The organism is Deinococcus budaensis, from assembly GCF_014201885.1.
Taxonomy (GTDB): Bacteria; Deinococcota; Deinococci; order Deinococcales; family Deinococcaceae; genus Deinococcus; species Deinococcus budaensis.
The window spans coordinates 114283-137786 of record NZ_JACHFN010000002.1 but is presented as its reverse complement, the minus strand read 5'-3'; the positions used below and the strand labels follow the sequence as shown (position 1 = coordinate 137786).

Sequence of the window (23504 nt, the reverse complement as noted above, 5' to 3'; positions counted from 1 at the left end):
CCGGCCCTCCCTGGCGCCCGAATACCGCACCCCGCGTCCCGCCTCCTGCTTCCCTCTTCTGCTCATGCGTGCAGCCCCTCTTCCGTGCCCAGGTACGCCGCGACCACCTGCGGATTGGCCGTCACCTCGCGGTAGGTGCCCTCGGCGAGCACCTGCCCCTGGTCCATCACGACCACCCGGTCGGCCAGGTCGCGCACCACCGGCATGATGTGTTCGATAAACAGCACGCTGACCCCGCTCTCCTGCACGCCCCGCACGAGTTGCACGGCCTCCTGCGCCTCGGCCGGGCGCAGCCCCGCCATCACCTCGTCGAGCAGCAGGACGCGCGGCTCGGTCGCCAGGGCGCGGGCGACCTCCAGCCGCTTGTCCTGGAGCAAGGTCAGCTCGTGCGCGGCCTTGTCGGCGTGCGCGGCGAGGCCGGTGCGCTCCAGCAGGTCGTAGGCCCGTTCGCGCGCCCCCGGCAGCCGCCCGCCGGGCTTGCCGAACAGCGCCCCCACCGTCACGTTCTCGTGGACCGTCATCTCGGGAAAGGGCCGCACGATCTGGAAGGCGCGGCCCAGCCCGGCGTGGCAGCGCGCCTCCATGCTGGCGGCCGTCACGTCGCGGCCCAGCAGATGCAGCCGCCCCGAAGTGGGCCGGTACACGCCCGAGAGCAGGTTGAGCAGCGTGGTCTTTCCGGCCCCGTTCGGCCCGATGACCGCCAGAATCTCGCCCGCGTACTGGCTGAAGGTCACGTCCCGCACGGCGTGGAGGCCCCCGAAGCGCTTGCTGAGGCCCTCGGCCCGCAGCACGGTGTCCCCAGGGCCGGCCGCCGGAAGCTGGCTGCTGGCTGCCATCACCGTCACAGGTCCCCCCCCTGCTTGCCCTTCTTGAACAACCCCATCAACCCGCGCGGCAGCCACAGGATGCTCAGCATCAGGACCAGGCCGTACACGACGAGGTAGCCGTTTTTCACCGAGTTGTGCAGCAGCTCCTCGGCCACCCGCAGCACCGTGGCCCCCAGGATCGGTCCCAGCGTGGTGTACAGCCCCCCGAAGATCGAGGTCGTCAGCGGCGCGATGGAGTTGGCGAGGCTGAAGGTCTCCAGCGGGTTGATGAAAAAGGTCTTGCCCGCGTACAGCACGCCGCCCAGCGCCGCCAGCGACGAGGAGATGAAAAAAGCCAGCAGCTTGTAGCGCACCACGGAGACGCCCAGCACCCGCGCCGTCTCCTCGCCCTGCCGGATCGCCGCGAAGGCGTGGTGCAGCCGCGAGCGCCGGATCGCGAGGCTGACCAGCGCCGTGAACAAGAGCACCCCGAAGGCCAGGAAATACTGCCCGCGCGCGTTGCCGCCCAGCAGCGCCGGGACCAGCAGGCCGTTGGCGCCGCCCGCGACAGGTTCAGGCAGGTTCTGGATCACCGTCCGCACGACTTCCGTGAAAGCCAGCGTGGCGATGGCGAAATACATCCCGCTCAGGCGCATGGTCACCGCTCCCAGAATCAGCGAGATCAGCCCGGCGAGCACGGCCGCGAGCGGCATCGCCAGGAACCAGGGCATCGCCTTGCTCAGCAGCGCGAAGCCGTAGGCGCCCAGGCCGTAAAAGGCCGCGTGCGCGAGGCTGACCTGTCCGCTGCGCGCCAGGATGTCCCACGACAGCGCGAGCACCCCTGCCACCAGCGTGAAAAAGGCGATCTGGAGGAGGTACTCGGCCCGGTCCCCCAGCGGCAGGAAGGGGAACGCCAGCGCCAGCCCGAAAAAGAGGCCCAGCGGCACCAGCGACCGCGCGGTGAAGTCGGGGCGGCGGGTGACGGTTCGGGCCGCCTCCCGCGCGCGGCTCCCCATCTCCCGCGTCACCGCGCCCCCCGGAACGAGCGGAAGACCAGCGTGGCGAAGATCAGGAGGAAGAACACGGCGTCGCTCCAGCCGCCGCCGCCGGGCACGTAGGTCTGCACCAGCGCTTCAGACACGCCCAGCACGACCGACGCCCACAGCACGCCCGTCAGGTTGCCCAGCCCCGCCATCACGATGATCGCGAAGGCCTTGAGGGCGAACACCAGCCCGACGGTGGGCGAGGCGAACAGCAGCACGGCCACCAGCACGCCCGCGACCGCCGCCAGGGCGCAGCTCACCGCGAAGGCGATCAGGTACACCCGGTCCACGTCGATGCCGATGAGTTGCGATCCCCGGCGGTTTTGCGCCACTGCGCGCATCTGGCGGCCCAGGGTGGTGCGGTACAGCACCGCGTACAGCCCCGCCAGAATCGCGACCGCGAAGCCGAACGCGACGGCTTTCGGCCCGCCCACGCTGAGGTCGCCCAGGCTGAGGCTGCTGCCCTGGTACGGCGTGGTGACCGTGCGGGTGTTGCCGCCCAGCCACATCAGCGCCACGTTTTGCAGCAGGATGCCCAGCCCGAAGGTCAGCAGCATCTGGTTGAGTTCGGGGGCCAGCAGCACGTGCCGGATGCTGACCCGGTAGGTCAGCGCGCCGACACCGAAAACGGCCAGCGCGGCGAAGGGCAGCGAGATCAGGGGGTCCACGCCCAGGTACGCGCTCAGCGCCCAGGCCAGAAAGGCGCCGATCATCAGGAATTCGCCGTGCGCGAAGTTCACGATGCCCACCACGCCGACCGCCAGCGCCAGCCCCGAGGCGACCAGCGCGTAGATGCCGCTCTGGAGCAGGCCGTTGAGCAGGGTTTGTAAAAACAGTTCCATACAGGGAAGCTCCGTCCGGGAAGAAGGGAGGCCGCCCCGGTGCTGGCGGGCGGCCCTGGGAGGCGGTCAGTGTTCAGCCTGGAGCTTTTCGCATCTGACGGCTGAGAGCTGACCGCTGACGGCCTACTTGCCCCACACCATCGGCTTCTGGGCGAACCGGATCGGGAAGACCGGCACGCGGTCGTCGCCCAGGAACTGGAAGTGCAGCCAGTTTCCGGCCTTGAAGCCCTGGTACTGGGTCTTGTTGCTCTTGGAAAAGGTCAGCGGACCAAAGGGCGTGGGCGTGTTCGTCCTGGCAAGTTCGGCGGCGACCTTGTCCTTGTCGGTGCTCCCCGCCTTGTTGATGGCGGCGGCCAGCGTCTTGAGGTTCACGTAGGCCAGCGGCGCGAAGTATTCCTCGGTCACGGTGCCGAACTTCTTCTTGTAGGCGGCGACAAACTTGCGGCTCTCGGCCTGCGGGCTGGCGGGCAGCCACAGGCTCAGGCCCGCGACGTTGTCCGAGAGCTTGTTCTTCTCGAAGCCGACCGGCCAGGAGGGCGGGGTGCCGTACAGCAGCCCGAGTTGCAGGTTCTGCTGCTTGATCTCGGTCGCCAGCGGCAGGGCGTCGGTGTCGTAGCCCACCCAGTAGAAGATGTCGGGCTTGGCGGCCTTGGCCTTGCTGACGATCGGGCCGAAGTTGCCGCTGCCCGTCTTGAACTTCTCGGTCATCACGACGTTGAAGCCCGCTTTCTTGAAGGCCGCGACCGTATCCGCGATGCCCGCCGAGCCGAAGGGGCCGTCCTCGTAGGCGATGGCGATGTTTTTCGCCTTCTTCTGCGTCTTGAGCGTCTTGAAGTAACCCAGGATCGCCTCGAAGTTGTAGTAGGACCAGGGGTGGTAGTGGAAGAAGTAGGGATGGTCCGCAAAGGCGTCCTCGACGGGCACGGCGGCGGCCCCGATCCAGGCCATGAAGGTGTTGTACTGCTTGGCCGGGCCGCTGATGGCGATGGAGGTGGCGCTGCTCACGCCGCCCGCCATGAAGTCCACCTTCTCGACCGTGACCAGCTTGACGAACTCGGGCACCGCCTTGGCCGGGGAGGAGCCGTCGTCGGCGAACTCGACCTCCAGGGGTTTACCCAGGACGCCCCCGGCCCGGTTGATCTCGTCGAGCGCGAGCAGGTAGCCGCTCCTGGCCGCCTGCCCGGACACGCTGCCCGCCCCCGTGAGGGGAAGCAGCACGCCGACTTTCACCGCGCCCGCGCCGGAGAGCGCGAGCAGTACGCCCGTCAGTAGCATCTTTTTCATGTTCGCCGGCAGTCTAGAGGGGGGGCGTCACATCGGCGTTACAGGTGCCCCGTCGCCGCTGCGCCCGCCGCCTCCCCGCCCTGTGACCGCCCCGTTACGCGGTCCCCCTACCCTCTCGAGTAATGCGAGACGACGAGCTGGGGGGGGTGGGGGCGAGCCTGGAGCGGGAAGCGCCGCCGGGTGCCTGGACGCTGGAGGTCACGGCGCTGCTGGCGGGCGTGCCGGTGCCGGTGCGGCTGGGCGTGCGAAGCTGGGGGCGTCTGAGCGCGGCGCGGGACAACGCCGTGCTGGTCTGCCACTACTACACGGGGACGGCGCAGGCGGCGGGCGTGGGCGGCGCCCCCGGTTGGTGGTCGCCCCTGATCGGGCCGGGGCGTGCGGTGGACACGGGGCGCTACTTCGTGGTGGCGATGAACACCCTCTCCAACGTGCAGGCCCGCGACCCCGGCGTCGTGACCACCGGGCCGGACACGGGGCACCCGGACGGCCAGCCCTGGGGGGGGCGTTTTCCCGCCTGGGGCTTCGCGGACCTGCACCGCCTGCAAGCCGAGCTGCTGCGGTCGCTGGGCCTGGCCCGCTGGCACGCGGTGATCGGTCCCAGCCTGGGCGGTATGCAGGCGCTTCAGTGGGCGGCGCGCGCGCCCGAGCTGGCCCCCCGGGTGGCCGCCGTCGCCACCAGCCCCTGCGCGGGGCCGGTGCTGCGCGGGGCCTTCGGGCCGCTGCTGCGCGACGTGGCGCCCACGGGCGGGCTGGAGGCGGCCCTGCGGCTGATCTCCTTTTTCGGCCTGGGTGCCGACGGGCTGGAGGCCACCTTCCGGAACGCCGACTTCGCGGAGTACCTGCGCTCGCGCTCGGAGACGGCCAGCCTGGGCCATATCCTCGACCTCGCGCGGGTGGTGGAGACGCACGACCTGCACGCGGTCCTCCCCCGCGCCGAGCTGTTCTCGCGCTGGCGGGACGCGGGGCTGCGGCTGCTGACCGTGAACATCCGGGGCGACCAGTTCTTCCCCGCCCACGAGATGCGCGCCTTTGCCGGGGCGGGCCGCGCGGCGGGCGTGGCGCACACCCATCTGGAATACGACTCGCCGCACGGCCACCTGGGCTGCGTGGCGGACACGGCGCCCTTTGCCGGGCTGCTGCGCTCGCTGCTGGACGATACGCTGCCCGCTGGGCCGCTGCCCCCCGACCCTCCCCTGGCCGCCGGGGAGGCCTCCCATGCCTGAGCACCCTGTTCCGGAGCGCACGCTGGTCGCGGTCCACGGCAACTTCGCCTCCTCCGCGTGGTGGGCCGACCTCCTCGCCGCTCCGCCCCAGGGCTGGCGCGTCCTCGCCCCCGACCTCTCCGGCTTCGCGGGCACCCCGCACGACGGCGAGGTCAGCATCCCCGCCTACGCCGACTGGTTGGAAGGCTGGTCGGCCGAACGGGGCGTGACCCGCCCGGTGCTGCTGGGGCACTCGCTGGGGGGGGCGGTGGTGCTGGAAGCGGCCGCCCGTCGCCCGGACGCCTACGCCGGGTTGGTCCTGGCGGCGTCGGCGCCCCTGGCCGGCCTGGTGACTCCCGAGGAGAATTACCCCGTGCTGGAACTGCTGCGCGGCAATGCGGGGTTGCGCGAGATGAGCCTGGGGGCGCTGTTTCCGTCGCGCCGCCTTGACAACTTCGGCACGCTGCTGGACCACGCGGGCCAGATGGACCCCAGCCATTACAGCGGCAATGCCCGCGCCCTGGCCGCGTGGAGCGTGGAGCCGGAGCGCCTCGCCGGGCTGCCCGTCCTCGTCCTGGGGGGCGAACTGGATACGCTGGTCACGCCGGAACTGGTGCGGGCGCAGGCGGCGGCGTTGGGAACGGACGCGACCGTGCTGCCCGGCGTCGGCCACGGCTTTCCGCAGGAGGACCCCGCCACCTTCCGGACCCTACTGCAAACCTTCCTCGACACGCTGTCCTGAGTAGGGCGGTCCTGAATTAGTCTGGAGCCGACATGAACAAGGTCTACCCGAGTGCCCGTGAGGCGCTGCAAGATGTGGTCGCGGACGGCCAGACCGTCGCCGTGGGGGGCTTTGGCCTCTGCGGCATTCCCGAGCAACTCATCCTCGCGCTGCGCGACAGTGGCGCGAAGAACCTCACCGCCGTGAGCAACAACGCGGGCGTGGACGGCTGGGGCCTGGGGCTGCTGCTCCAGACCCGCCAGATTCGCAAGATGATCTCCTCCTACGTGGGCGAGAACAAGGAATTCGAGCGCCAGTACCTCGCGGGCGAGCTGGAGCTGGAGTTCACCCCCCAGGGCACCCTCGCCGAGCGGATGCGGGCCGGGGGCGCGGGCATTCCCGGCTTCTACACGAAGACGGGCGTGGGCACGGTCGTCGCGGACGGCAAGGAACACAAGGACTTCGACGGCGAGACGTACATCCTCGAACGCGGCATCCGCGCCGACCTCGCGCTTGTCAAGGCATGGAAGGCTGACAAATCCGGGAACCTCGTCTACCGCAAGACCGCGCAGAACTTCAACCCGATGGCCGCCACCTGTGGCCGCGTGACCGTGGCCGAGGTGGAGGAGATCGTGGAGGTCGGCGGGCTTGATCCCGACGAGATCGACACCCCCGGCATCTACGTGCAGCGCGTGGTGCTGAACCCTGAGCCGGAAAAGCGCATCGAGCAGCGGACGGTGAGGAACTGATGCCCTGGACGAGGGACGAGATGGCGGCCCGCGCCGCCCGTGAGCTGCAAGACGGCTACTACGTGAACCTGGGCATCGGCCTGCCCACGCTGGTCGCCAACCACATCCCCGAAGGCGTCTCCGTGATGCTCCAGTCCGAAAACGGGCTGCTGGGCATCGGCCCCTTTCCCACCGAGGACGAGGTGGACCCCGACCTCATCAACGCGGGCAAGCAGACGGTGACGGCGCTGCCGGGCGCGAGCTTCTTTTCCAGCGCCGATTCCTTCGCCATGATCCGGGGCGGACACGTCAACCTCGCCATTCTGGGAGCGATGCAGGTCAGTGAAAAGGGCGACCTCGCCAACTGGATGATTCCCGGCAAGATGGTCAAGGGGATGGGCGGCGCGATGGACCTCGTGGCGGGCGTGCAGCGCGTGGTCGTGCTGATGGAACATGTGGCGAAGGGCGACGCGCACAAGATTCTGCGCGAATGCGACCTGCCGCTGACCGGTCAGGGCGTGGTGGACCGCATCATCACCGACCTGGGCGTGCTGGACGTGACGCCGGAGGGCCTGAAGCTGGTCGAACTCGCTCCCGGCGTCACGTTGGAGGAGCTGCGGGTGAAGACGGGCGCTCCCATCCACGAGTAGGGGAGAACGGGCGGGCTGGGCGCCTCTGTGGGGGCGTCCGCCTTTGTTCCGCCCGGAAGAGGTCGCGCCTCCTCCTGATCCTGCTCGCCCTCCCACCGGGTGACCTGCTGGTCTGACGGCTGTTCGGGCTGCCGGGGTGGGGCCGCCGCTGCTCGTGCACCTTCCCAGGCGGGTCCAGCCTGGGCCGCCCCAGCACCAGCCGCGCACGAACCGGCGAGAGTTCTGGCCCAGCTGGGGGGATATTCCCAGTTCCCCACGCTTGCGCCCGCGCTGGCCCGGGAGGCGCGCCCCGGGGCCGGCTGCTCAGCCCGCAGGCAGGCCCAGCCGCAGCAGATGTTCCATGTATCTGTCCGAGAGAAATTGCACCAGCAGCTCGGCCATCTGGGCGCCCTCCAGCGCGAGGCTCTGGCCGAACGGTTCATCCACCGTGAACTTGTTGATCTGCGCGCCCTCCACGATCAGCCGACCCGAGTAGGTCACCACCAGCGGCAACTGGACCCGGAAGGTGGGCGATTTCAGGGCCTGGAGTGGCAGCCGCGCCACCACGACCAGCAGCGTGTCGGCCGCCGCATTCGCGCGGGAACACCCCGCCGCCGACGGCTTGACGTGGACCTCGTGGTACCCGCGCCGCTCCAGGGCGGGCTTGATCTCGGTCTGCAAGGCGGCCAGGTAAGCGCGGCCCCGGTCTTCCAACTCCTGCCGGGTTTGCAGCAGCCGGGCAAAATCGAGGGCGCTGGGCCGCAGGGCCGTCATGGCTCGCCCCCGCCCGACGGCCTGAGGGAACCTGCTTTTCGCGGCGCGGAGGGGGGCGGAGGGCACATGGTCGTCCGATTCTGCCGGGCGCCGCTGCCCCGGTGGATCGGGATTGCTTGAAGACCGGTTGACCGATCTTGAAGCTTGCGCCCAGGCGAACTTAACGGCTGTTCATCAAGCCCCGCGCCCGGCACCGTCGCCGGGTCCCCTGGTGACCCTGGCCCTAGAGTGTGAATATGGGCCACTGGGTGCGCGGGCTGCTATCAGTGCTGGCCGCCGTGGGGCTGATCGCCTGCTTTTTCGGGGTGCTGGCGGCGCTGGTCTTCGGGTACTCGCCCAACTCGCCCCTGTCTGCGGGGAACCTGGCGGTTCCGCTGATCGCCTCCGCAGCTGGCATGGTGCTGTCGGGCGCCGCGCTGTGGGCGCTGGGGCGGCGTCCAGAGGGCAGCGACCCCACTTAAGACGCGCCGGGTCGTCCCCTCTTCTTCGCCTCCCCCTAACGACCGTTTGTTAGACTTGTCCCACAGATGACCCAGCCAGACACCCGCGCCGCGGCGCAGCCGTCCACCCCGCAGGGAGCCTGGGCCGAGGCCCTCGCCCGCCTCACCGCCGACCAGCAGCAGGTCCGCGCGGGCGGCGGTTCCAAGGCCCAGCAGCGCCAGCACGACAAAAATCGCCTGACCGCCCGCGAACGCATCGCCCGCTTGGTGGACGGGGGCACCCCCTTTGACGAACTGATGACCTTCGCCGGGTACGGCATGTACGAGGAGGTCGGCGGCTGCCCCAGCGGGGGCACCGTGACCGGCATCGGCACCATTCAGGGCCGTCCCTGGATGATCATCGCCAACGACGCCACCGTGAAGGCGGGCGCGTTCTTCCCGATCACCGCCAAAAAGGTGATTCGGGCGCAGACCATCGCCTTCGAGAATCATCTCCCCGTCGTCTACCTCGTTGACTCGGCAGGCGTGTATCTGCCCATGCAAGACGAGATTTTCCCCGATCAGGACGACTTCGGGCGGGTTTTTTACCTCAATGCCCGGATGAGCGCCAAAGGGATTCCGCAGATCGCCGCGATCATGGGCAACTGCGTGGCAGGGGGTGCGTACCTACCGGTCATGTGCGACACGCTGATCATGACCGAGGGGTCGGGCCTCTACCTCGCCGGACCCGCGTTGGTGAAAGCGGCCATCGGACAGGTCGTGGACTCCGAGGAACTCGGCGGGGCCGACATGCACGCGAGCATCGCCGGAACGGTGGATTACAAGGAACCTGACGACGACGCGGCGCTCGCCCGCATTCGCGCCCTGGCTGACCTGTACGCGCAGGGTGACCCCGCCCCCTTCGCCCGCCGCCGCAAGGAAACCGTGCCCGCCCCGGAGCGCGACCTCACCGACCTCGTGGGCTTCGACGGCTCCAAGACCTACGACGTGCGCGACCTGATCACGTCCATTGTGGACGGCGGCGAGTTCCATGAGTTCAAGCCGGAGTACGGCGAGACACTGGTGTGCGGCTTCGCGCGGGTGTGCGGCTTCCCGGTCGGCTTCGTCGCCAACCAGCGCACGGTGATCAAGAAGAAGCTCAAGTCGGGCGGCGAACCCGGCCTGCGCACCCGCATTGAGGTGGGCGGCGTGATCTACGGCGACTCGGCGGACAAGGCGGCCCGCTTCATTCTGGACGCGAACCAGGCGGGCGTGCCGCTGGTGTTCCTCTCGGACGTAACCGGCTTCATGGTGGGCCGTGACTCCGAGCAGGAGGGCATCATCCGCCGGGGGGCGAAGCTGGTGAACGCCGTGTCCAACTCCGTCGTCCCCAAGATCACCATCATCACGGGCGGGTCCTTCGGGGCCGGGAACTACGCGATGAACGGCAAGGCGTATGCACCCCGCTTCCTCTTCGCGTGGCCCAGCGCCAAATACGCCGTGATGAGCGGCAACGCGGCGGCCAAGACGCTGCTCGACATCCAGCTCGCGGCCCTCAAGCGCAGCGGCCACGAACCCGACGACGAGGAGTTACAGCGCCTCTACGACGAGGTGAAGGCCAAGTACGACACCGAACTTGACCCCCGCTACGCCGCCGCCCGCCTGTGGGTGGACGAGATCATCCCGCCGAATGACACCCGTGACCGATTGATCCGCGCTCTGGAAGCCTGCGCCCAGAATCCGGTGCAGGAAGAGTTCAAAGTGGGCGTGTTCCAGGTGTAGATGTGTTTCTCCCTCCCCACCCGTGGGGGAGGGCTGGGGAGGGGGGGCGTGTGACCATCTCTAACGTCAGCAAGACGCCCTGCCACCCAACCAAGCCGCGCCGGAGGGCGTGACCACCCCCTCTGCTCCGCAGCTCTACGAGTCCCAGCCTCCCCCCTCTGCAAGCAGCTCTGCGAGTCAAGGGGGAGGAGCAGAAAAGCCCTCGTCCCTCTCCCGGAGGTTTCAACCATGACCAGCACCCTTGACCGTCCCGCCAACCCCAACACCGCGCCCCTCAACGACGACCAGCGCACCATCGTCTCGGCCCTCAAGAGCTTTCTAAAGACTCGCGTGGAACCCGGCGCCGCCGAGCGCGACCAGACGGGCGAATTTCCGTTCGAGATCGTGCGCGAACTCGGCGAGATGGGCATCATGGGCGCCCAGACGCCCGAGGAATACGGTGGCTCGGGCCTCGACACCGCCACCTTCGCCATGATCATTGAGGAGATCGCGGCGGTGGACGGTTCTCTCTGCCTGACCGTCGCCTCGCACAACTCGCTGTGCCAGGGGCACATCCTGATCGGCGGGACCGAGGCGCAGAAGCAGAAGTTCCTGCCTGACCTCGCCGCCGCGAAAAAGCTGGGGGCCTGGGGCCTCACCGAACCCGGCAGCGGCTCCGACAGCGGCGGCATGGTGTCCAACGCCAAGGAGCAGCCCGACGGCTCGTGGATTCTCAACGGGTCCAAGAACTTCATCACCCAGGGCAGCGTGGGCGGCACCTACGTGATTCTGGCCCGCACCGACGCGCCGCGCCCCGGCAAGGGCAAGAACGACGGCATCTCCGCCTTCGTCTTTAACCGCGACGAGGTGCAGGGCTTTTCCATCGGGCGCAAGGAGGACAAGCTGGGCCTCAGGAGCAGCGACACGGCGCAACTCATCTTCGAGGACATCCATCTGCCCGCTGACGCCCTGCTGGGTGAGCGCGGCAACGCCTTCAAGGACGTGATGAAGGTGCTCGACGGCGGGCGCGTGGGCATCGCCGCGATGGGGCTGGGGCTGGGCCGCGCTGCCTACGAGTACGCCGCCCGCTACACCGCCGGGCGCGAACAGTTCGGCAAGCCGATCTCGCACAACCAGGACATCGCCTTCCGGCTGGCCGACATGGACACCAAGCTGGAAGCGGCCCGCCTGCTGATCCGCAAGGCCGCCGACCTCAAGGACGCGGGGATGACCTTCACCGTGCCTGTCGCCCGCGCCAAGCTGTTCGCCACGACGGTGGGCGTCGAGGCTTGCGACGAGGCGATTCAGATGCTGGGGGGCTACGGCTACATCAAGGAGTACCCGGTCGAGCGCTACTGGCGCGACAACCGCCTCACCCGCATCGGGGAGGGCACCGACGAGGTGCAGCGCCTGGTGATCAGCCGCGACGTGCTGCGCCGCTTCGGAGCCTGAGTCCCTGGCCCGGGCAGGGGACCCCGGAAGGGGAGGGGCCGCTGGGCTTCTCTCCCTCCGTGACCCCACGGAGCACTGCCTAGAGCAAACGTTCAGTTCGGCCTCAACGTAAGCGGGGGTGCATCTGCCCCGGCCCCCGGCCTCTACACTGCGGCCATGAAGGGCCTGCGTGAATTCATCGACTGGTTGCGCGAGGCGCTGAAGGGTGCGCCGCAGCCCCAGCCGGTGCCTGTGCCGGTCCGGGTGCGCGAGCGGCGCTGAGAGACCCCGGGCCTCTTTCTCCGAACCTGTATTTCGTCCACCCCTGTCGCGGGTGGGCGTTTTCCTGGCGTGTTCCGTGCCCGGCAGGCCGTAAGGCTGACTCCCCCACCATACCGCGCCGGGTGAAGGTCTGCTGTGGTCCATTCGCCTGACTTCGGGTAGGCGGCCGCCCTAGAGTGGACTCCCGGACCCATCACTCCTCCGGGGACAAGGAAAGGGTGAAAGCCGTGCATATCTACAAGCTGTCAGGCCGGAACGTGGACGTCACCGATGCGATGCGCGATTACGTGGAGGAAAAGCTCACGCGCCTGGACCGCTTCAGCGACCAGATCACCGACGCGCGCGTGACCCTGACCGTCCGCGAGGTGCGTGACGCCGGACGCCGCAACCGCGTCGAGGTGCAGCTCAACGTGCCGCACGGCATTATCCGCGCCGAGGAACACCACGCCGACATGTACGCCGCCATCGATCGGGCCTCCGACGTGCTGGAGCGTCAGCTGCGCAAGTTCAAGACCCGTTACATGAAGCAGCGCGCGGAGGTGGCCCCCTCGCCCCAGCCGGATCTGGCTGAAGTCGAGGAAACTGCGGGCGCGGGTCTGGAAGACGACGTCACCGAGTTCCAGCCCGAGATCGTGCGCCAGAAGCGCTTCGACCTGCGCCCGATGAGTCCCGAGGACGCCGTCGTGCAGATGGAAGCCCTGGGCCACGACTTCTACGTCTTCAAGAACATGGATACCGGCGGCTGCGGCGTGGTCTACCGCCGCCGCGACGGCAACTACGGCCTGATCGAACCGAGCTGAGCGTCGGCCGGGCGCGTAGTCTGGGCACCGTGCCCAGCGCAGGCGTGTCCAGGCCACGCGCCAGGGTGGGGGAGCGCTTCCCTCACCTTTTTCTCATGACAGGAGGCGGCCCGGGCGCGCCATCTGCTACGCTGTGGTGTTCATGATCGCGCACGTGGTCAATCCCGGTTCCAGCAGCGTGAAGCTCGCCTGCGCCTTCATCCAGCCCAGCGAGAACCCGGCGTTGCCCGGCCAGCTGCGCCTCGAGCTGACCCGCGCCGAGGTGCCGTTGCTGGGGCCGCCGGGCGAGCGGGACCTGGCGGCCCTGACCCGTGCCGTGTTGGACGTCACCGCCGACTGGCCCGCGCCCGACGCGCTGGCCGCGCGCGGCGGCTGGCTGGGACGGGTGGCGGCCGGGACCTACCGGGTGACGCCCGAGCTGGCCGCCTACGCGGCGGCGGAGGGCCGCGACGGGCTGGGGAGCATGCTGGCGCTGGGCGTGGCGCGGGCGCGCGGGGTGCCCGCCTACGTGGTCGATCCGCAAAGCGTCAACGAATTGCTGCCCGAGGCGCGCGAGACCGGCGTGCGGGGGGTCAAGCGCGAGGCCCGCTTTCACGCGCTCAATGCCCGCGCGGTGGCCCGGCGCGCCGCCTACGAGGTCGGCCAGCGCTTTCAGGACGCGCGGGTGGTCGTGGCCCACCTGGGGGCGACGACCAGCGTGACGGCCTTTGACCGGGGCCGCGCGGTGGACACCAGCGGCACCGGTCCCGACGGCGGTCCCCTGGGTGCCTTACAGGCCGGGCCGCTGCCCGCCTCGGCCCTGCTGCGACTGGCGGGCGAGGAGGACCCCGCGTCGCTGCTGCGGCGCCTGGCCTCGGGCAGCGGCGTGCTGGCCCTGACCGGCAGCGCCAACCTGCGCGAGATCGAGGCCCGCGAGGCCGAGGACCCCGCCGTGCTGGCGGCGGCGGCGGCGCTGGTGCATCAGGCGTGCAAGGCCATCGGGGAGCAGTGCGGCGCACTCCCCGCCCGGCCCGACGCGCTGGCGATTACCGGCGGGATCGCCCGCTGGGACGCGCTGGTGGACCGCATCGAGCGCCGCCTGAGCTGGATCGCCCCGGTGATCGTGGTGCCGGGCGAACTCGAACTCGAAGCGCTGGCTGAGGGCGTGGGCCGGGTGCTGCTGGGTCTGGAAGCCCCCCGTGAGTGGACCCCGCCCGTGCCCGAGGGGCCGCAGCCACAGGAAGCCCCCTGACGTGGCTCGCCGCCGCCTGCCCCGTTCTGGAGTGGCCCGCCCAGCCCCCGAACCCATTCGCGCCACCAGCATGTGGCGGGTCGATCAGGTGTTCCTGACCCGGCGGGGCATGCGCATCGAGGTCACCTGCTCGCTCGTCAACGACCGCGGGGGCCTGAGAAACCTCGGCGTGGTCGCCCCCACCGAGGACCCCGCCGAGGCCCTGCGCCACGCCGCGCGGTTCATCGCCGGAAAGGGGAACGTGAGCAGCGCCCGCCAGGCCCGGGTGCGCTGGGCGCGCGAGCAGACCACCACCCTGCAAGACGAACTGATTCGTGACCGCGTGCTGGAAGACGAATTTCAGGACGCCTTCGAGGACACCTTGCAGGAGGTCCGCGACCGGATGAGGTGAGGCCGGGGCGTTGGGTGGGTCGCAGGCGGGGAAAGAGGAGGGTGGAGGGACCCGGCGCCCGGCGCGGGCCTGACCTGCTGCCGCGCCGCTCCAACGGCAAGAAAGGTCCCCACCCGGAGGTGGGGACCTTTCTTTTTGGTTGCAGGGACAGGATTTGAACCTGCGACCTCCGGGTTATGAGCCCGACGAGCTACCAGACTGCTCTACCCTGCGTTGCTGCTTGCGGCCTTGTTCAACCTCTCGGTTCTTCCGGCGCTCAGGAATAGTAGCGCGGGTTCAAAAATCTGTCAAGGGCGGCGGAACGCGGGAGGGGGGGAAGGAGGAAGGAGAGGTGGGGGTAGGGACGCCCACGGTCGGCGGCGGGCGCCGGGGCGTAGGCTGGGCGCGTGACCGAAGTCCCTCCCGGCGGCATCGAGGCGCGCAAGCTGCGGCATCTGGAGGCCTGCTTGCTGCCGCAGAGCCAGTACGCGGGGGTCCGCACCGGGCTGGAGCGGGTGCCCTGGCCGTACCGGGCGCTGCCGGACCTCGATCTGGACGCGGTGGACCTGGGCAGCCTCTTTCTGGGCCGCCGCCTAGCCGCGCCGCTGCTGATCGGCGCGATGACCGGCGGGGCCGAGCGGGCCGCTGTCATCAACCGCAACCTCGCGGCCGCCGCACAGCGCCTGGGCCTGGGGATGATGCTCGGCTCGCAGCGGGTGATGCTGGAGCGCCCGGGGGCGGGGGCGAGTTTTCAGGTGCGTGACGCGGCTCCCGACATCCTGCTGGTGGGCAACCTGGGCGCGGCGCAGTTCGGCCTGGGTTACGGGGCGGGGCACGCCGAGCGGGCCGTGCGTGAGGTCGGCGCCGATGCCCTGGCCATCCACGTCAACCCGCTTCAGGAGGCCTTACAGGCGGGCGGCGATACGCGCTGGGCGGGCCTGCGGGAGCGGCTGATTGAGCTGGTGCCCGGGCTGCCCTTTCCGGTGGTTCTCAAGGAAGTCGGGCACGGGCTGGACGCGGCGACCCTGCGCTCGGTGCGCGGCGCGGGCTTTGCGGCCTTCGACGTGGCGGGGGCGGGGGGAACAAGCTGGGCGCGGGTCGAACAGCTGGTGCGCCACGGAACGGTCCGCTCGCCCGACCTGTGTGAGATCGGCGTGCCTACCGCCCAGGCACTGCTGGACGCCCGCCGCGCCGTGCCGGGCGTGCCGCTGATCGCCTCGGGGGGCATCCGCACCGGGCTGGACGCTGCCCGCGCCCTGGCCCTGGGCGCGCAGGCCGTGGCGGTCGCGCGGCCGCTGCTGGAACCCGCGCTGGAAAGCGCGGACGCGGTGGAAGCCTGGCTGACGACCTTCCTGGCGGAACTGCGGGTGGCCCTCTTCGTCGGCGGCTACGCGGACGTGGAGGCGGCGCGCGGCGCAGCGATAGGCGTGCTGAGCGCAGACCGGGCGCACCCAGCGCGGTAGCGGCGGCTGCCCCCGCGCCGCCCGGCTGCCAGCGGTTCGGCTCGCCTTTCAGGCCCAGTCTGACGGTCGCCCGGGGCTTCTCCGGCCTGCGGCCTGCGCCCCGTCGGCCCTGGCCTCAGTCTTCCAGCCGCCGCTCGACCCGGGGACCCACGCCGGTCAGGACCTCGTATTCCACCGTGCCCCCCCAGGCGGCCACGTCGCTGACGCTGATCTCGCCCCGGCCCCAGACCTCGGCCCAGTCGCCCACCCTGACCCCCAGGCCAGTCACGTCCACCATCAGCTGGTCCATGCAGATGCGCCCCAGCACCGGGCGGCGCTCGCCCCCGACCAGCACCTCGGCCTGCCCGGTCGCGCCCCGCGGGTAGCCGTCCGCGTAGCCGAGGCCGACGGTGGCGACCGCCGTCTCACTTGTGGCGCGCCACAGCCCGCCGTAGCTGACGCTCTCGCCGGGGTAGGCGGTGTGAACGTGGGTGACGCGGGCGCGCAGGGTCATCACCGGCCTGAGGCCCGACCCGGCGCGCAGGTGGGCGGGCGCGAAGCCGTAGGAGGCCAGACCGGGCCGCGCGAGACCCAGGCCCGTCAGCGCCCCGAAACTCAGGATGCCGCCGCCGTTCGCGGCGTGGGCCAGCACCGGGGGCAGCGCGGCGAGCACCTCGCGGAAGCGCGCGAGCTGCTGGCGGGCAAAGGTCAGGTCGGGTTCGTCGGCGCTGGCGAAATGGGTGTAGACCCCCTCCAGCAGCCCCCGCTCGGCCAGGCGCAGGCCGATGGGCACTGCGTCCTCGGGCCGGGCGCCCAGACGGTTCATGCCGGTGTCCACCTTCAGGTGGGCGCGGGCGTGGGCGGGCAGCGCCCCGGCCTCGGCCAGCGAGGCGACTGGCAGGCGCACCCCCAGGTCGGCCAGCGGCCCGACTTCTTGCGGGGTGGGCGGGGTCAGCAGCAGGACCGGGCGGCCCAGGTCCAGCGCGGCCAGCGCGGCGGCCTCCTGCGGCACCGCCACCGCGAAGCCCCACAGGTCGGGATGCCGGGCCGCCGCGCGCGCCACCTCGGCCAGCCCGTGCCCGTAGGCATTCGCCTTGACCGGCAGCAGCAGCCGGGCGCCCGAGCGCCGCGCCAGGAGGCTGAGATTGCTGCTGAGGGCGGACTCGGAGATCAGGGCCTGCGCGCGTGCCTGCATCGTGCGTATGGTAGCGGCCCTGCGGGGGGATTGTCGGTCCGGTCGCCCCCCGCAGGCCGCTTTTCCGGTACCCTGAAGCCGTGAGACGTGCGTGGCTTTGGCCGTTGGCTGCCGCCCTGCTGGGCGCGTGCGGCACGCTCTCGTCGCCTCCGGCGCCCAGCACCGGAGACCTGCTGGCCGCGCCCACTGCCCTGCAAGTCAGCGCCCGCCGCCTGAAGGTGGAGGCGGTCCCGGTGCTGGGCGGCGAGACGTTCCGGGTGCGCGTACGGGTCCAGGCCAGCCGCCCGCCGCTGCCCCCGCTGGCGCTGACCGGCGTGTACGTGGTCACCGGAGACGGCGTCTGGACGGCGCCCCTGACGCCCGCCGTGGCCCGGCGCTGCGGCGCGCGGCCCTGCTGGCAGGCCAGCGGCAGCGGCGAGGCGCGCGGCCTGCGCCCCGGCGAGGGCGTGCAGGTGGTCGTCAGCCTGCGCGACGGGGCCGGGCGCACGCTCTGGCTGCGGGACGCGCGGGCAAGCATCCAGGGGGAGTAGCGGCGGTGGGCCTGGCAGGGGAGAGAGGCGACCGGGTCTCTCTCCTCCTACCCCTGACGCGGGCGCCCGGCCTACTCAGCAGGGTTCCGGCGCCCGCCGCCGGTGACCAGGACGCCTTCCGGACGGTCCAGCGTGACCTCGCCGTCGCGGACCCGCAGCGTGCGGTCGGCCAGCGCCGCCACGTCGCGGTCGTGGGTGATCAGGACCACCGTGCGGTCCCCCCGCGCGGGGCCAGTGAGCAGCGCCAGCACCCGCTCGCCGGTCCGCGAGTCGAGGTTGCCGGTCGGCTCGTCGGCCAGCAGCACGCGCGGGTCGTGGGCCAGCGCGCGGGCCAGCGCCACCCGCTGCGCCTCGCCGCCCGAGAGCTGCGACGGCAGGTGCGAGGCGCGGTTTTCCAGCCCCACCTGAGCCAGCAGCGCCCGCGCCCGGTCGCGCCGCTCGCGCCGGGGCATTCCGGCCAGCGTGAGCGGAAACTCGACGTTTTCCAGCGCGGTCAGGATCGTCACCAGGTTGTGGTTCTGAAACACGAAGCCGTAGGTGGCCAGCCGAAAGTCGGCCCGCTGCGCTTCCGAGAGCGCGTGCAGGTCGGTGCCGCCGACCACCACCCGGCCTGTCGTGGGGGTGTCGAAGCCCGCCAGTAGGTTGAGCAGGGTGCTTTTGCCGCTGCCCGAGGGACCGACCACTGCCGTGATGCCCGGCGCGAAACTGTGGGTCAAGGGGGCCAGCGCGGTCACGCTGCCCTCGCCGCTGGGGTAGACCCGCGAGAGCTGTTCAGCGTGCAGCAGGGGGGTAGACGCTGCCGTCATCACACCCTCCCCAGCGCCGAGACGATGCTCAGGCGGCTGGCGCTGCGGGCCGGAAGCAGCCCCGAGAGCAGCCCCAGCAGCAGGCTGATGCCCAGTGCCAGCAGGGTGAGCCGGGGGGTCAGGGCCGCCGCGTCGATTCCCGCAAGGTCCTGGGTATAGAGGTTCACGGCCCAGATGCCCACCAGCCCCAGCAGCACCCCGCCCACCCCGCCCACCAGCGACAGCAGCAGCGACTCGGTCAGCACCAGCCCGCGCACGAAGCCGGGGCGCGCCCCGATGGCCCGCAGGGTGCCGAACTCGCGGGTGCGCTCGAACACGCCCATCATCACCGTGTTCGCCACCGCTAGCCCGCCTACGATCAGGGCGATCAGGCTGATGCCGAACCGCACCGCGTCGCTGATGCGCAGCGCCCGCCCCACGAAGGAGGCAAAGTCCGACTGCGTTTGCGCCTCCACGTCCAGCCGCGCCGTGATCGTGTCGGCCACCGCCCGCGCGTCGCGGGGATCGGCGAGGTCGAGCGCCACCGTCGAGACGCGGCCCTCGGCCCCTTCGGTCTTTTGCAAGATGCCCAGCGGCAGAAAGATCAGCGAGTCGACCAAGCCCGATTCCGGCGCAAGGACGCCCACCACCTCGGCGCGGTTGCGGCGGTTGAGGTTGAGCGTGCTGCCCAGGCCCAGGTTGAGGTTCTCGGCTGCCTTGGCTCCGACCACGGCCACCGGCCGGTCCTCGTCTTCTGCGGTGAGGGCGCGGCCCTGGCTGACCCGCGCCTTGGGAAAGATGTCGGTCATGCCGCCTGCGGCCGGGACCCCGTACAGCACCGAACTCTGGGTCACGTCCAGGCCGCCGCGCACCGCCGTGATCACCGGCGTCACGCTCTGCACGCCCAGCTCAGGCGCGAGCTGCCGCAGGGCCTCGACCGTCTCCTGGGGCAGGTTCGGGTGCAGCGCGATGCCCTGCGAAAGCGGGGTCAGGCTGACCTGCACGTCGGGGCCGATGCCGCCGAGTTCGGAGGTGAAGACCTTGCGGATGCCCTCGCCCAGCGACAAGAAGACCACCATGCTCGCCACGGCCACCGTGATGCCCAGGGCCGTGAGCAGCGTCCGCATCGGGCGGCGGGTCAGGCCGCGCCAGGCCAGGGTCCAGAGGTCTGAGGTGTTCACGCCCTCCAAGCTACGCCGCCGGGTGGGGGAGGACGGCGGGAAGGGCTGCGATTGCGGGTGGGGGTGGGGAGGGGGGAGGCTTGGGTCTGGGCATCTTGATTCGGTCTGCCCCCACCCCCAGCCCCTCGCCCCAGACTTGCGAAGCTGCGGAGCAGAGGGGCAGGGGAGCTTTCCACTACGCTCGGCAAGAGTTGTTCCGGGCGGTTGCGGGTGGGCCTGGCCTGTAACAGTTCCGGCCTCGACGCCATCTTCCGGTCACGTTGGAAGGTCACTGGCCCACGGCCCGAACGGCTCTGCTGCCTGGAGGGTGACGCTGGAGGGATGGGCCAGGGCTGTTCTGCTGACCCGGGTTTGAAGAGCGAACAAGGAGGCCAACGCTTGAGCTGAGAGGGGAAGGGCAACCAGTGGCGAGGCCGCGAGTGGGGGTAGAGGGGACGCGGACAGCCCAGACCGCCGTTTCATCCACCTCTCTCACCGCCCCGCTTTACCCTGCCGCCATGCTCCGCCCCGCTTTCCTGCTGGCCCCCCTGCTGCTTGCCGCCCACGCGGGCGCCCAGACCCTGATTCCCCTCGACTCCCGCCCGGCTACCCGCGTCCTGCCCGCCCTGATCGCCGGACTGCGCGGCGACGGCGTGTCGGTGCCCCCCGCCGAACTGCTGGGCAACGCCACGCGCGGCGCCGATCCGGCGGCCCTGACCGCCTGGCTGGACGCGCAGCCCACCGACCGGCCGCTGGTGGCCGCGCTCGACACCTTCGCTTACGGGGGGTTGGTGCAGTCGCGCACCAGCCCGCTGAGTGCGGCCGAGGCGCTGGCCCGGCTCGCGCCGCTGCGGACCTGGGCGGGGCGAACCGGGCAGCCGGTGTACGCCTTCATCACCCTGCCCCGCGAGCCGGACGCCGTGAACCGGGCGCGCAATCTGGCGGTGGTGCGCGAGCTGCTGGGCTGGGCGCGTGAGGGAGTTTTCCGCGAGCTGCACGTCACCTGGGACGACGCCCTACCTGGCAGCCCCGCTCCGGCGGAGGGCGCGGCGCTGGCGCAGGAGGCCCCGGCCAACGTGCGCGTCTACCCCGGCGCCGACGAGGTGCTGAGCCTGCTGGTCGCGCGGGCGCTGGCCCCAGCCGAGAAGACCGTGCGGGTGGAGTACAGCGACCCGGCCAGGGCCACGCAGGTTATCCGCTACGAGGGCATCCCGCTGCTTCAGAGCGCCGTGAACCACGCGCGGGCGGGCAGCTTCCGGGTGGTGGAGTCCGGCCCGGCGGACCTGACCCTGTATGTGTACAACGGCGGCGATCCCCGGCAAGCGGCCGTGCGGATCAGCGGCCTCGTGCGGGGCGGGCCGGTCGCGGTCGCGGACGTGGCGCAGGTCAACCTGGGCAACGCGCGGCTGTGGCGCGACCTCGCCACGCTGCGGCAGCACGCCAACCTCCGTTCGCTCGCGGCCTGGGGCACGCCGGGGAACAACCTCGGCACGGCGCTGGCCCACGCCCGGCTCACGCTGGAGGGGGCCGATCCGCTGCGGCAAGATGCCCTGCTGGCCCGCGAATACGCCAACGACGTGATCTACAGCGCCGAGGTCCGCGCCGCCCTCCGCCGGGCCATTCCCGAGGCCGAGCTGAACACGCCCGCCGGGCAGGCCCGGCTGCTGGAACTGGCCCGGGACTTCTTTCCGCTGCGGGTGGGCCTGACCTACCGCCTGGAGGACGCCTCGCTGCCCTGGGGCCGCTCCTTCGAGTGGGATTTCACGCTGGAAGGGCGCTGAGGCCGGGACCGTGCGCGCCTTTTTGACAGGCGGCGTGCCGCTGCGGGCGCTCGCGGTGCCGGAGCGGTGAGGCGCGGCCTTTTGCTCGGCGGGGTGGCCCTCCTGTGCGTGGGGTTCACGGTCTGGGCCTTCGCCGGGTCGTCCCTCTCCACAGCGGGGGCCGTGGCCGGGGCGCTGCTGGGGTCTGGCCGTGTTTGTCCGCGTGCGGCGGGGGAACGGCGAGGCGGGGGGGCCTGGCCCTGGTGGGGTCACAGGGCCTTTATCTGGCGCTGTGGATCGCCGGGGGCCTGCTGTGGGCGGGGCCGCCGCGTGAGCTGCCACGTTTCGCGTCGCCCGTCAGACTCGGTGTGGACGAACTTCAGGGCCGCTGGACTCACAAGAACGGACAGGTGTACGAGGTGCGGGAGGAATGGTTCTGCCCGGTGGGCGAGCGCGCATTTCCAGAACACCCCTCGCCTTTTGACTGCTCCACTTTGGACGACTCGGACGGGCGCCTGACCTTCTTCGTGGATGACCAGAGAGTGCCCGCCAGGACCTACCGGCGCTGGGGCCGGGACGTACTGGTGGCCGAATGGGACGGCCTGACCTTCTCCCGGCCTGTGCCGCAACGCTGATGGTTCACGGCGCGGCGGGCGCTGTCTGTGTCCGCTTTTCCCCACCCACGCTGAGCAGCAGCGCCGCCCCGATCACCAGCGCGGCGCCCAGCAGGGCCAGGGCGGACAGGCGCTCTCCGAAGATCAGCGCGGCCAGGGCGGCGGCCACGACCGGCTCCAGGCTCGCGATCACGCTGGCGCGGGTGGCGGGCAGGTGCCTGAGTCCCGCGCTGTAGGCCAGGTAGGCGAAATAGGTGCTCAGCACCGCGATGCCCGCCAGGCTGCCCCAGGCGGCGGGCGTCTTGGTGCTGAACTCCACGAAAGGCAGCAGCCCCAGCGCCCCGACCGGCAGCGCGACCGCGAACAGGGCGGTGGGGCTGTAGCGGGTGAAATAGGCCTTGCCGTACAGGTAATACAGGCTGTAGGTGAATCCGGCGCTCAGCCCCCACGCCAGCGCTGCTCCCGTGACCGTCACGCCCCGGCCCCCGCCCAGGCTGATCAGGGCGATGCCCAGCAGGGTTCCGGCCACCGCCAGACCCTCCCGCGCGCCCAGCCGCTCGCGCAGCAGGCCCCAGCCCAGCAGCGCCACGAAGGCGGGGGCGGTGTACAGCAGCACGCTGGCGAGGCTGGCTCCTCCCGCCCGCACCGCGAGCTGATAGGTGCCGTAAAACACGCTGACGCCCACCACCCCGAAGGCCGCCGTGACCAGCAGGTCGCGCCCCCGGGGCAGCGCGGCGCGAGTCACGGCCGCGTGCAGGGCGAACAGCCCCCCGGCCAGCACCGCCCGCCAGAAGGCGACCTCCAGCGGCCCGACTCCGGCCCCCTGCGCGTTCTTGCCCAGAATCCCCAGCAGGCCCCACAGCACGGCGGCGAGCACGATCAGCAGCGGTGCGGGCAGGGCCGGGCGCAAAGGTGCGGGGCGCCGGGGCTTCACGGGCCGCGCCGCCGCTGCGCCAGGGTCGCGAAGGCGACCAGCAGCAGGCCCAGCCCGCCCAGCCCGGCCAGGAGCAGCGTGCGCGTGTCGCGGGTCTGGCCGACCGGGGCCAGCGTGCCCTGGGTAAAGGGAGCCGGGTCGCCCGAGGGCAGCAGCACGTCGACCGGGACGGGCGCCCCCGCGCGGCCCGCCTGAAGCACGGCCTGGCCCGGGGTGGTCACCGGGCGCAGCACCCCGTCGGGCGTCAGCGGCGAGTACACGCTGCTGGTCACCCAGTAGGCGTACCGGCCGGGCGGCACCGCCGCGTCGATGACCAGGCGGGTGCCCTCCACCCGCACGGACGGCGCGGCCAGCCGGGCGGCCTCCTGCTCGCCCTGCGGCGCCCGGCTCAGCGTGCTGCCGAAGCCGGTCACGCGCAGGTGGTACTGCCAGCCGCCGCGCGCCGTGGTCAGCCGCAGGTCGTCCAGTCTGCGCTCGCCGCCCAGGCCGCCCCCCACGAAGATGTCGGTCACGCCCGCCGAGAAGCCCAGCGGCGATTGCCAGGGATTCTCGACGCGGCCCAGCCCCACCGTGAAGCGCATGCCGGCCCCCTGCGGCGCGGCCTCGAAACTGCGGAGGTCCAGGGCGTCCGCGCTCAGGGCCGGGCGGGTCGGCAGCAGGTAGCCGCCGTCCCCGCGCGCGTCCCCGGCAGGATCGGCCAGCGACAGCAGCGCGGCAGTCAGGAGCGTCAGCACGCGCGCCAGCATAGCGGCTCACGCGCC

Annotated in this window: 24 protein-coding genes and 1 tRNA gene; 14 read left to right on the top strand and 11 right to left on the bottom strand. The window is 71.2% G+C overall.

Features of this window, described 5'->3' with window-relative positions:
• Window positions 1-62: 62 nt before the first annotated feature.
• The 4 genes from HNQ09_RS03460 to HNQ09_RS03445 form a co-directional block, all read right to left on the bottom strand.
• Entirely contained in the window at window positions 63-836 is a 774-nt protein-coding gene (locus HNQ09_RS03460; protein WP_184026177.1) for an ABC transporter ATP-binding protein, read from the bottom strand.
• Window positions 837-841: 5 nt separating this feature from the next.
• Window positions 842-1834 (bottom strand): branched-chain amino acid ABC transporter permease, encoded by a 993-nt coding sequence (locus tag HNQ09_RS03455; RefSeq protein ID WP_343057593.1) that lies wholly within the window; start codon window positions 1832-1834, stop codon window positions 842-844.
• A complete protein-coding gene (locus HNQ09_RS03450; protein WP_184025539.1) occupies window positions 1831-2691 on the bottom strand; it encodes a branched-chain amino acid ABC transporter permease in 861 nt (286 codons plus the stop codon). The genes HNQ09_RS03455 and HNQ09_RS03450 overlap by 4 nt, the downstream gene beginning before the upstream one ends.
• 123 nt (window positions 2692-2814) lie before the next feature.
• Window positions 2815-3975, bottom strand: a complete 1161-nt coding sequence (locus HNQ09_RS03445; RefSeq protein ID WP_184025536.1) for an ABC transporter substrate-binding protein — start codon at window positions 3973-3975, stop codon at window positions 2815-2817.
• Window positions 3976-4097: 122 nt separating this feature from the next.
• Here HNQ09_RS03445 and HNQ09_RS03440 point away from each other — a divergent pair, with 122 nt between their 5' ends.
• From HNQ09_RS03440 to HNQ09_RS03425, 4 genes are read left to right on the top strand one after another with little or no spacing between them, the layout of a single operon-like run.
• Complete coding sequence (locus HNQ09_RS03440) at window positions 4098-5198, top strand: alpha/beta fold hydrolase (protein ID WP_184025533.1); 1101 nt, start codon at window positions 4098-4100, stop codon at window positions 5196-5198.
• Window positions 5191-5919, top strand: a complete 729-nt coding sequence (locus HNQ09_RS03435) for an alpha/beta fold hydrolase (RefSeq protein WP_184025530.1) — start codon at window positions 5191-5193, stop codon at window positions 5917-5919. The genes HNQ09_RS03440 and HNQ09_RS03435 overlap by 8 nt, the downstream gene beginning before the upstream one ends.
• Before the next feature lie 32 nt (window positions 5920-5951).
• A complete protein-coding gene (locus HNQ09_RS03430; protein ID WP_184025527.1) occupies window positions 5952-6647 on the top strand; it encodes a CoA transferase subunit A in 696 nt (231 codons plus the stop codon).
• Window positions 6647-7276, top strand: a complete 630-nt coding sequence (locus HNQ09_RS03425; RefSeq protein WP_184025525.1) for a CoA transferase subunit B — start codon at window positions 6647-6649, stop codon at window positions 7274-7276. The genes HNQ09_RS03430 and HNQ09_RS03425 overlap by 1 nt, the downstream gene beginning before the upstream one ends.
• Before the next feature lie 303 nt (window positions 7277-7579).
• On the opposite strand, the gene HNQ09_RS03420 is transcribed toward HNQ09_RS03425, so the two are convergent.
• The gene (locus HNQ09_RS03420; protein ID WP_184025522.1) at window positions 7580-8029 is read right to left on the bottom strand and encodes a hypothetical protein; all 450 of its coding nucleotides are present in this window, start codon (window positions 8027-8029) and stop codon (window positions 7580-7582) included.
• A gap of 236 nt (window positions 8030-8265) precedes the next feature.
• On the opposite strand from HNQ09_RS03420, the gene HNQ09_RS03415 reads away from it, so the two are divergent.
• The 6 genes from HNQ09_RS03415 (at window position 8266) to HNQ09_RS03390 (ending at window position 14344) form a co-directional block, all read left to right on the top strand.
• Window positions 8266-8490 carry a hypothetical protein gene (locus HNQ09_RS03415; RefSeq protein WP_184025519.1) on the top strand — a complete coding sequence of 75 codons (225 nt, stop codon included), beginning with the start codon at window positions 8266-8268 and terminating at the stop codon, window positions 8488-8490.
• Between the two features lie 66 nt (window positions 8491-8556).
• Window positions 8557-10230: an acyl-CoA carboxylase subunit beta gene (locus HNQ09_RS03410; protein ID WP_184025516.1), complete on the top strand. Its 1674-nt coding sequence runs from the start codon at window positions 8557-8559 to the stop codon at window positions 10228-10230.
• Window positions 10231-10458: 228 nt separating this feature from the next.
• Window positions 10459-11661 (top strand): acyl-CoA dehydrogenase family protein, encoded by a 1203-nt coding sequence (locus HNQ09_RS03405; protein WP_184025513.1) that lies wholly within the window; start codon window positions 10459-10461, stop codon window positions 11659-11661.
• A gap of 488 nt (window positions 11662-12149) precedes the next feature.
• Window positions 12150-12722 (top strand): ribosome hibernation-promoting factor, HPF/YfiA family, encoded by a 573-nt coding sequence (hpf, locus tag HNQ09_RS03400; RefSeq protein WP_184026173.1) that lies wholly within the window; start codon window positions 12150-12152, stop codon window positions 12720-12722.
• 142 nt (window positions 12723-12864) lie between these two features.
• Entirely contained in the window at window positions 12865-13953 is a 1089-nt protein-coding gene (locus HNQ09_RS03395; protein ID WP_184025510.1) for a butyrate kinase, read from the top strand.
• Window position 13954: 1 nt separating this feature from the next.
• The gene (locus HNQ09_RS03390; RefSeq protein ID WP_380003298.1) at window positions 13955-14344 is read left to right on the top strand and encodes a hypothetical protein; all 390 of its coding nucleotides are present in this window, start codon (window positions 13955-13957) and stop codon (window positions 14342-14344) included.
• 136 nt (window positions 14345-14480) lie between these two features.
• On the opposite strand, the gene HNQ09_RS03385 is transcribed toward HNQ09_RS03390, so the two are convergent.
• Window positions 14481-14557: transfer RNA gene (locus HNQ09_RS03385), tRNA-Met, on the bottom strand.
• A 173-nt stretch (window positions 14558-14730) separates the two neighbouring features.
• Between HNQ09_RS03385 and fni the strand changes: the two genes are divergently transcribed.
• A complete protein-coding gene (gene fni, locus HNQ09_RS03380; RefSeq protein WP_184025507.1) occupies window positions 14731-15786 on the top strand; it encodes a type 2 isopentenyl-diphosphate Delta-isomerase in 1056 nt (351 codons plus the stop codon).
• Window positions 15787-15901: 115 nt separating this feature from the next.
• Here fni and alr read toward each other — a convergent pair whose 3' ends face one another.
• Window positions 15902-16960: an alanine racemase gene (alr, locus tag HNQ09_RS03375; protein WP_184025504.1), complete on the bottom strand. Its 1059-nt coding sequence runs from the start codon at window positions 16958-16960 to the stop codon at window positions 15902-15904.
• An 80-nt stretch (window positions 16961-17040) separates the two neighbouring features.
• Between alr and HNQ09_RS03370 the strand changes: the two genes are divergently transcribed.
• Entirely contained in the window at window positions 17041-17490 is a 450-nt protein-coding gene (locus tag HNQ09_RS03370; RefSeq protein ID WP_184025501.1) for a hypothetical protein, read from the top strand.
• 71 nt (window positions 17491-17561) lie between these two features.
• Here the strand turns inward: HNQ09_RS03370 and HNQ09_RS03365 are convergent, their stop codons facing one another.
• Both HNQ09_RS03365 and HNQ09_RS03360 read right to left on the bottom strand, forming a co-directional pair.
• Entirely contained in the window at window positions 17562-18296 is a 735-nt protein-coding gene (locus HNQ09_RS03365) for an ABC transporter ATP-binding protein (RefSeq protein ID WP_184025498.1), read from the bottom strand.
• Window positions 18296-19456: an ABC transporter permease gene (locus tag HNQ09_RS03360; protein WP_184025495.1), complete on the bottom strand. Its 1161-nt coding sequence runs from the start codon at window positions 19454-19456 to the stop codon at window positions 18296-18298. The genes HNQ09_RS03365 and HNQ09_RS03360 overlap by 1 nt, the downstream gene beginning before the upstream one ends.
• 497 nt (window positions 19457-19953) lie before the next feature.
• On the opposite strand from HNQ09_RS03360, the gene HNQ09_RS03355 reads away from it, so the two are divergent.
• Window positions 19954-21216 carry a DUF4127 family protein gene (locus HNQ09_RS03355; RefSeq protein WP_184025493.1) on the top strand — a complete coding sequence of 421 codons (1263 nt, stop codon included), beginning with the start codon at window positions 19954-19956 and terminating at the stop codon, window positions 21214-21216.
• 242 nt (window positions 21217-21458) lie between these two features.
• Window positions 21459-21830, top strand: coding sequence for a hypothetical protein (locus tag HNQ09_RS03350; protein WP_184025490.1), 372 nt, complete (start codon window positions 21459-21461; stop codon window positions 21828-21830).
• Window positions 21831-21834: 4 nt separating this feature from the next.
• On the opposite strand, the gene HNQ09_RS03345 is transcribed toward HNQ09_RS03350, so the two are convergent.
• Both HNQ09_RS03345 and HNQ09_RS03340 read right to left on the bottom strand, forming a co-directional pair.
• The gene (locus tag HNQ09_RS03345; RefSeq protein ID WP_343057592.1) at window positions 21835-22743 is read right to left on the bottom strand and encodes a DMT family transporter; all 909 of its coding nucleotides are present in this window, start codon (window positions 22741-22743) and stop codon (window positions 21835-21837) included.
• Window positions 22740-23477: a glucodextranase DOMON-like domain-containing protein gene (locus HNQ09_RS03340; protein ID WP_343057591.1), complete on the bottom strand. Its 738-nt coding sequence runs from the start codon at window positions 23475-23477 to the stop codon at window positions 22740-22742. The genes HNQ09_RS03345 and HNQ09_RS03340 overlap by 4 nt, the downstream gene beginning before the upstream one ends.
• Window positions 23478-23504: the final 27 nt, after the last annotated feature.

Excerpts from the sequence above, each read along its gene's own strand:
- HNQ09_RS03405 (WP_184025513.1), top strand. The coding sequence starts at position 10,459 with ATGACCAGCACCCTTGACCGTCCCGCCAACCCCAACACCGCGCCCCTC.
- HNQ09_RS03425 (WP_184025525.1), top strand. The coding sequence starts at position 6,647 with ATGCCCTGGACGAGGGACGAGATGGCGGCCCGCGCCGCCCGTGAGCTG.
- HNQ09_RS03440 (WP_184025533.1), top strand. The coding sequence starts at position 4,098 with ATGCGAGACGACGAGCTGGGGGGGGTGGGGGCGAGCCTGGAGCGGGAA.
- HNQ09_RS03445 (WP_184025536.1), bottom strand. The coding sequence starts at position 3,975 with ATGAAAAAGATGCTACTGACGGGCGTACTGCTCGCGCTCTCCGGCGCG.
- HNQ09_RS03415 (WP_184025519.1), top strand. The coding sequence starts at position 8,266 with ATGGGCCACTGGGTGCGCGGGCTGCTATCAGTGCTGGCCGCCGTGGGG.
- HNQ09_RS03435 (WP_184025530.1), top strand. The coding sequence starts at position 5,191 with ATGCCTGAGCACCCTGTTCCGGAGCGCACGCTGGTCGCGGTCCACGGC.
- alr (WP_184025504.1), bottom strand. The coding sequence starts at position 16,960 with ATGCAGGCACGCGCGCAGGCCCTGATCTCCGAGTCCGCCCTCAGCAGC.
- HNQ09_RS03355 (WP_184025493.1), top strand. The coding sequence starts at position 19,954 with ATGCTCCGCCCCGCTTTCCTGCTGGCCCCCCTGCTGCTTGCCGCCCAC.
- HNQ09_RS03450 (WP_184025539.1), bottom strand. The coding sequence starts at position 2,691 with ATGGAACTGTTTTTACAAACCCTGCTCAACGGCCTGCTCCAGAGCGGC.
- HNQ09_RS03365 (WP_184025498.1), bottom strand. The coding sequence starts at position 18,296 with ATGACGGCAGCGTCTACCCCCCTGCTGCACGCTGAACAGCTCTCGCGG.
- HNQ09_RS03410 (WP_184025516.1), top strand. The coding sequence starts at position 8,557 with ATGACCCAGCCAGACACCCGCGCCGCGGCGCAGCCGTCCACCCCGCAG.
- HNQ09_RS03395 (WP_184025510.1), top strand. The coding sequence starts at position 12,865 with ATGATCGCGCACGTGGTCAATCCCGGTTCCAGCAGCGTGAAGCTCGCC.
- HNQ09_RS03430 (WP_184025527.1), top strand. The coding sequence starts at position 5,952 with ATGAACAAGGTCTACCCGAGTGCCCGTGAGGCGCTGCAAGATGTGGTC.
- HNQ09_RS03420 (WP_184025522.1), bottom strand. The coding sequence starts at position 8,029 with ATGACGGCCCTGCGGCCCAGCGCCCTCGATTTTGCCCGGCTGCTGCAA.
- HNQ09_RS03460 (WP_184026177.1), bottom strand. The coding sequence starts at position 836 with ATGGCAGCCAGCAGCCAGCTTCCGGCGGCCGGCCCTGGGGACACCGTG.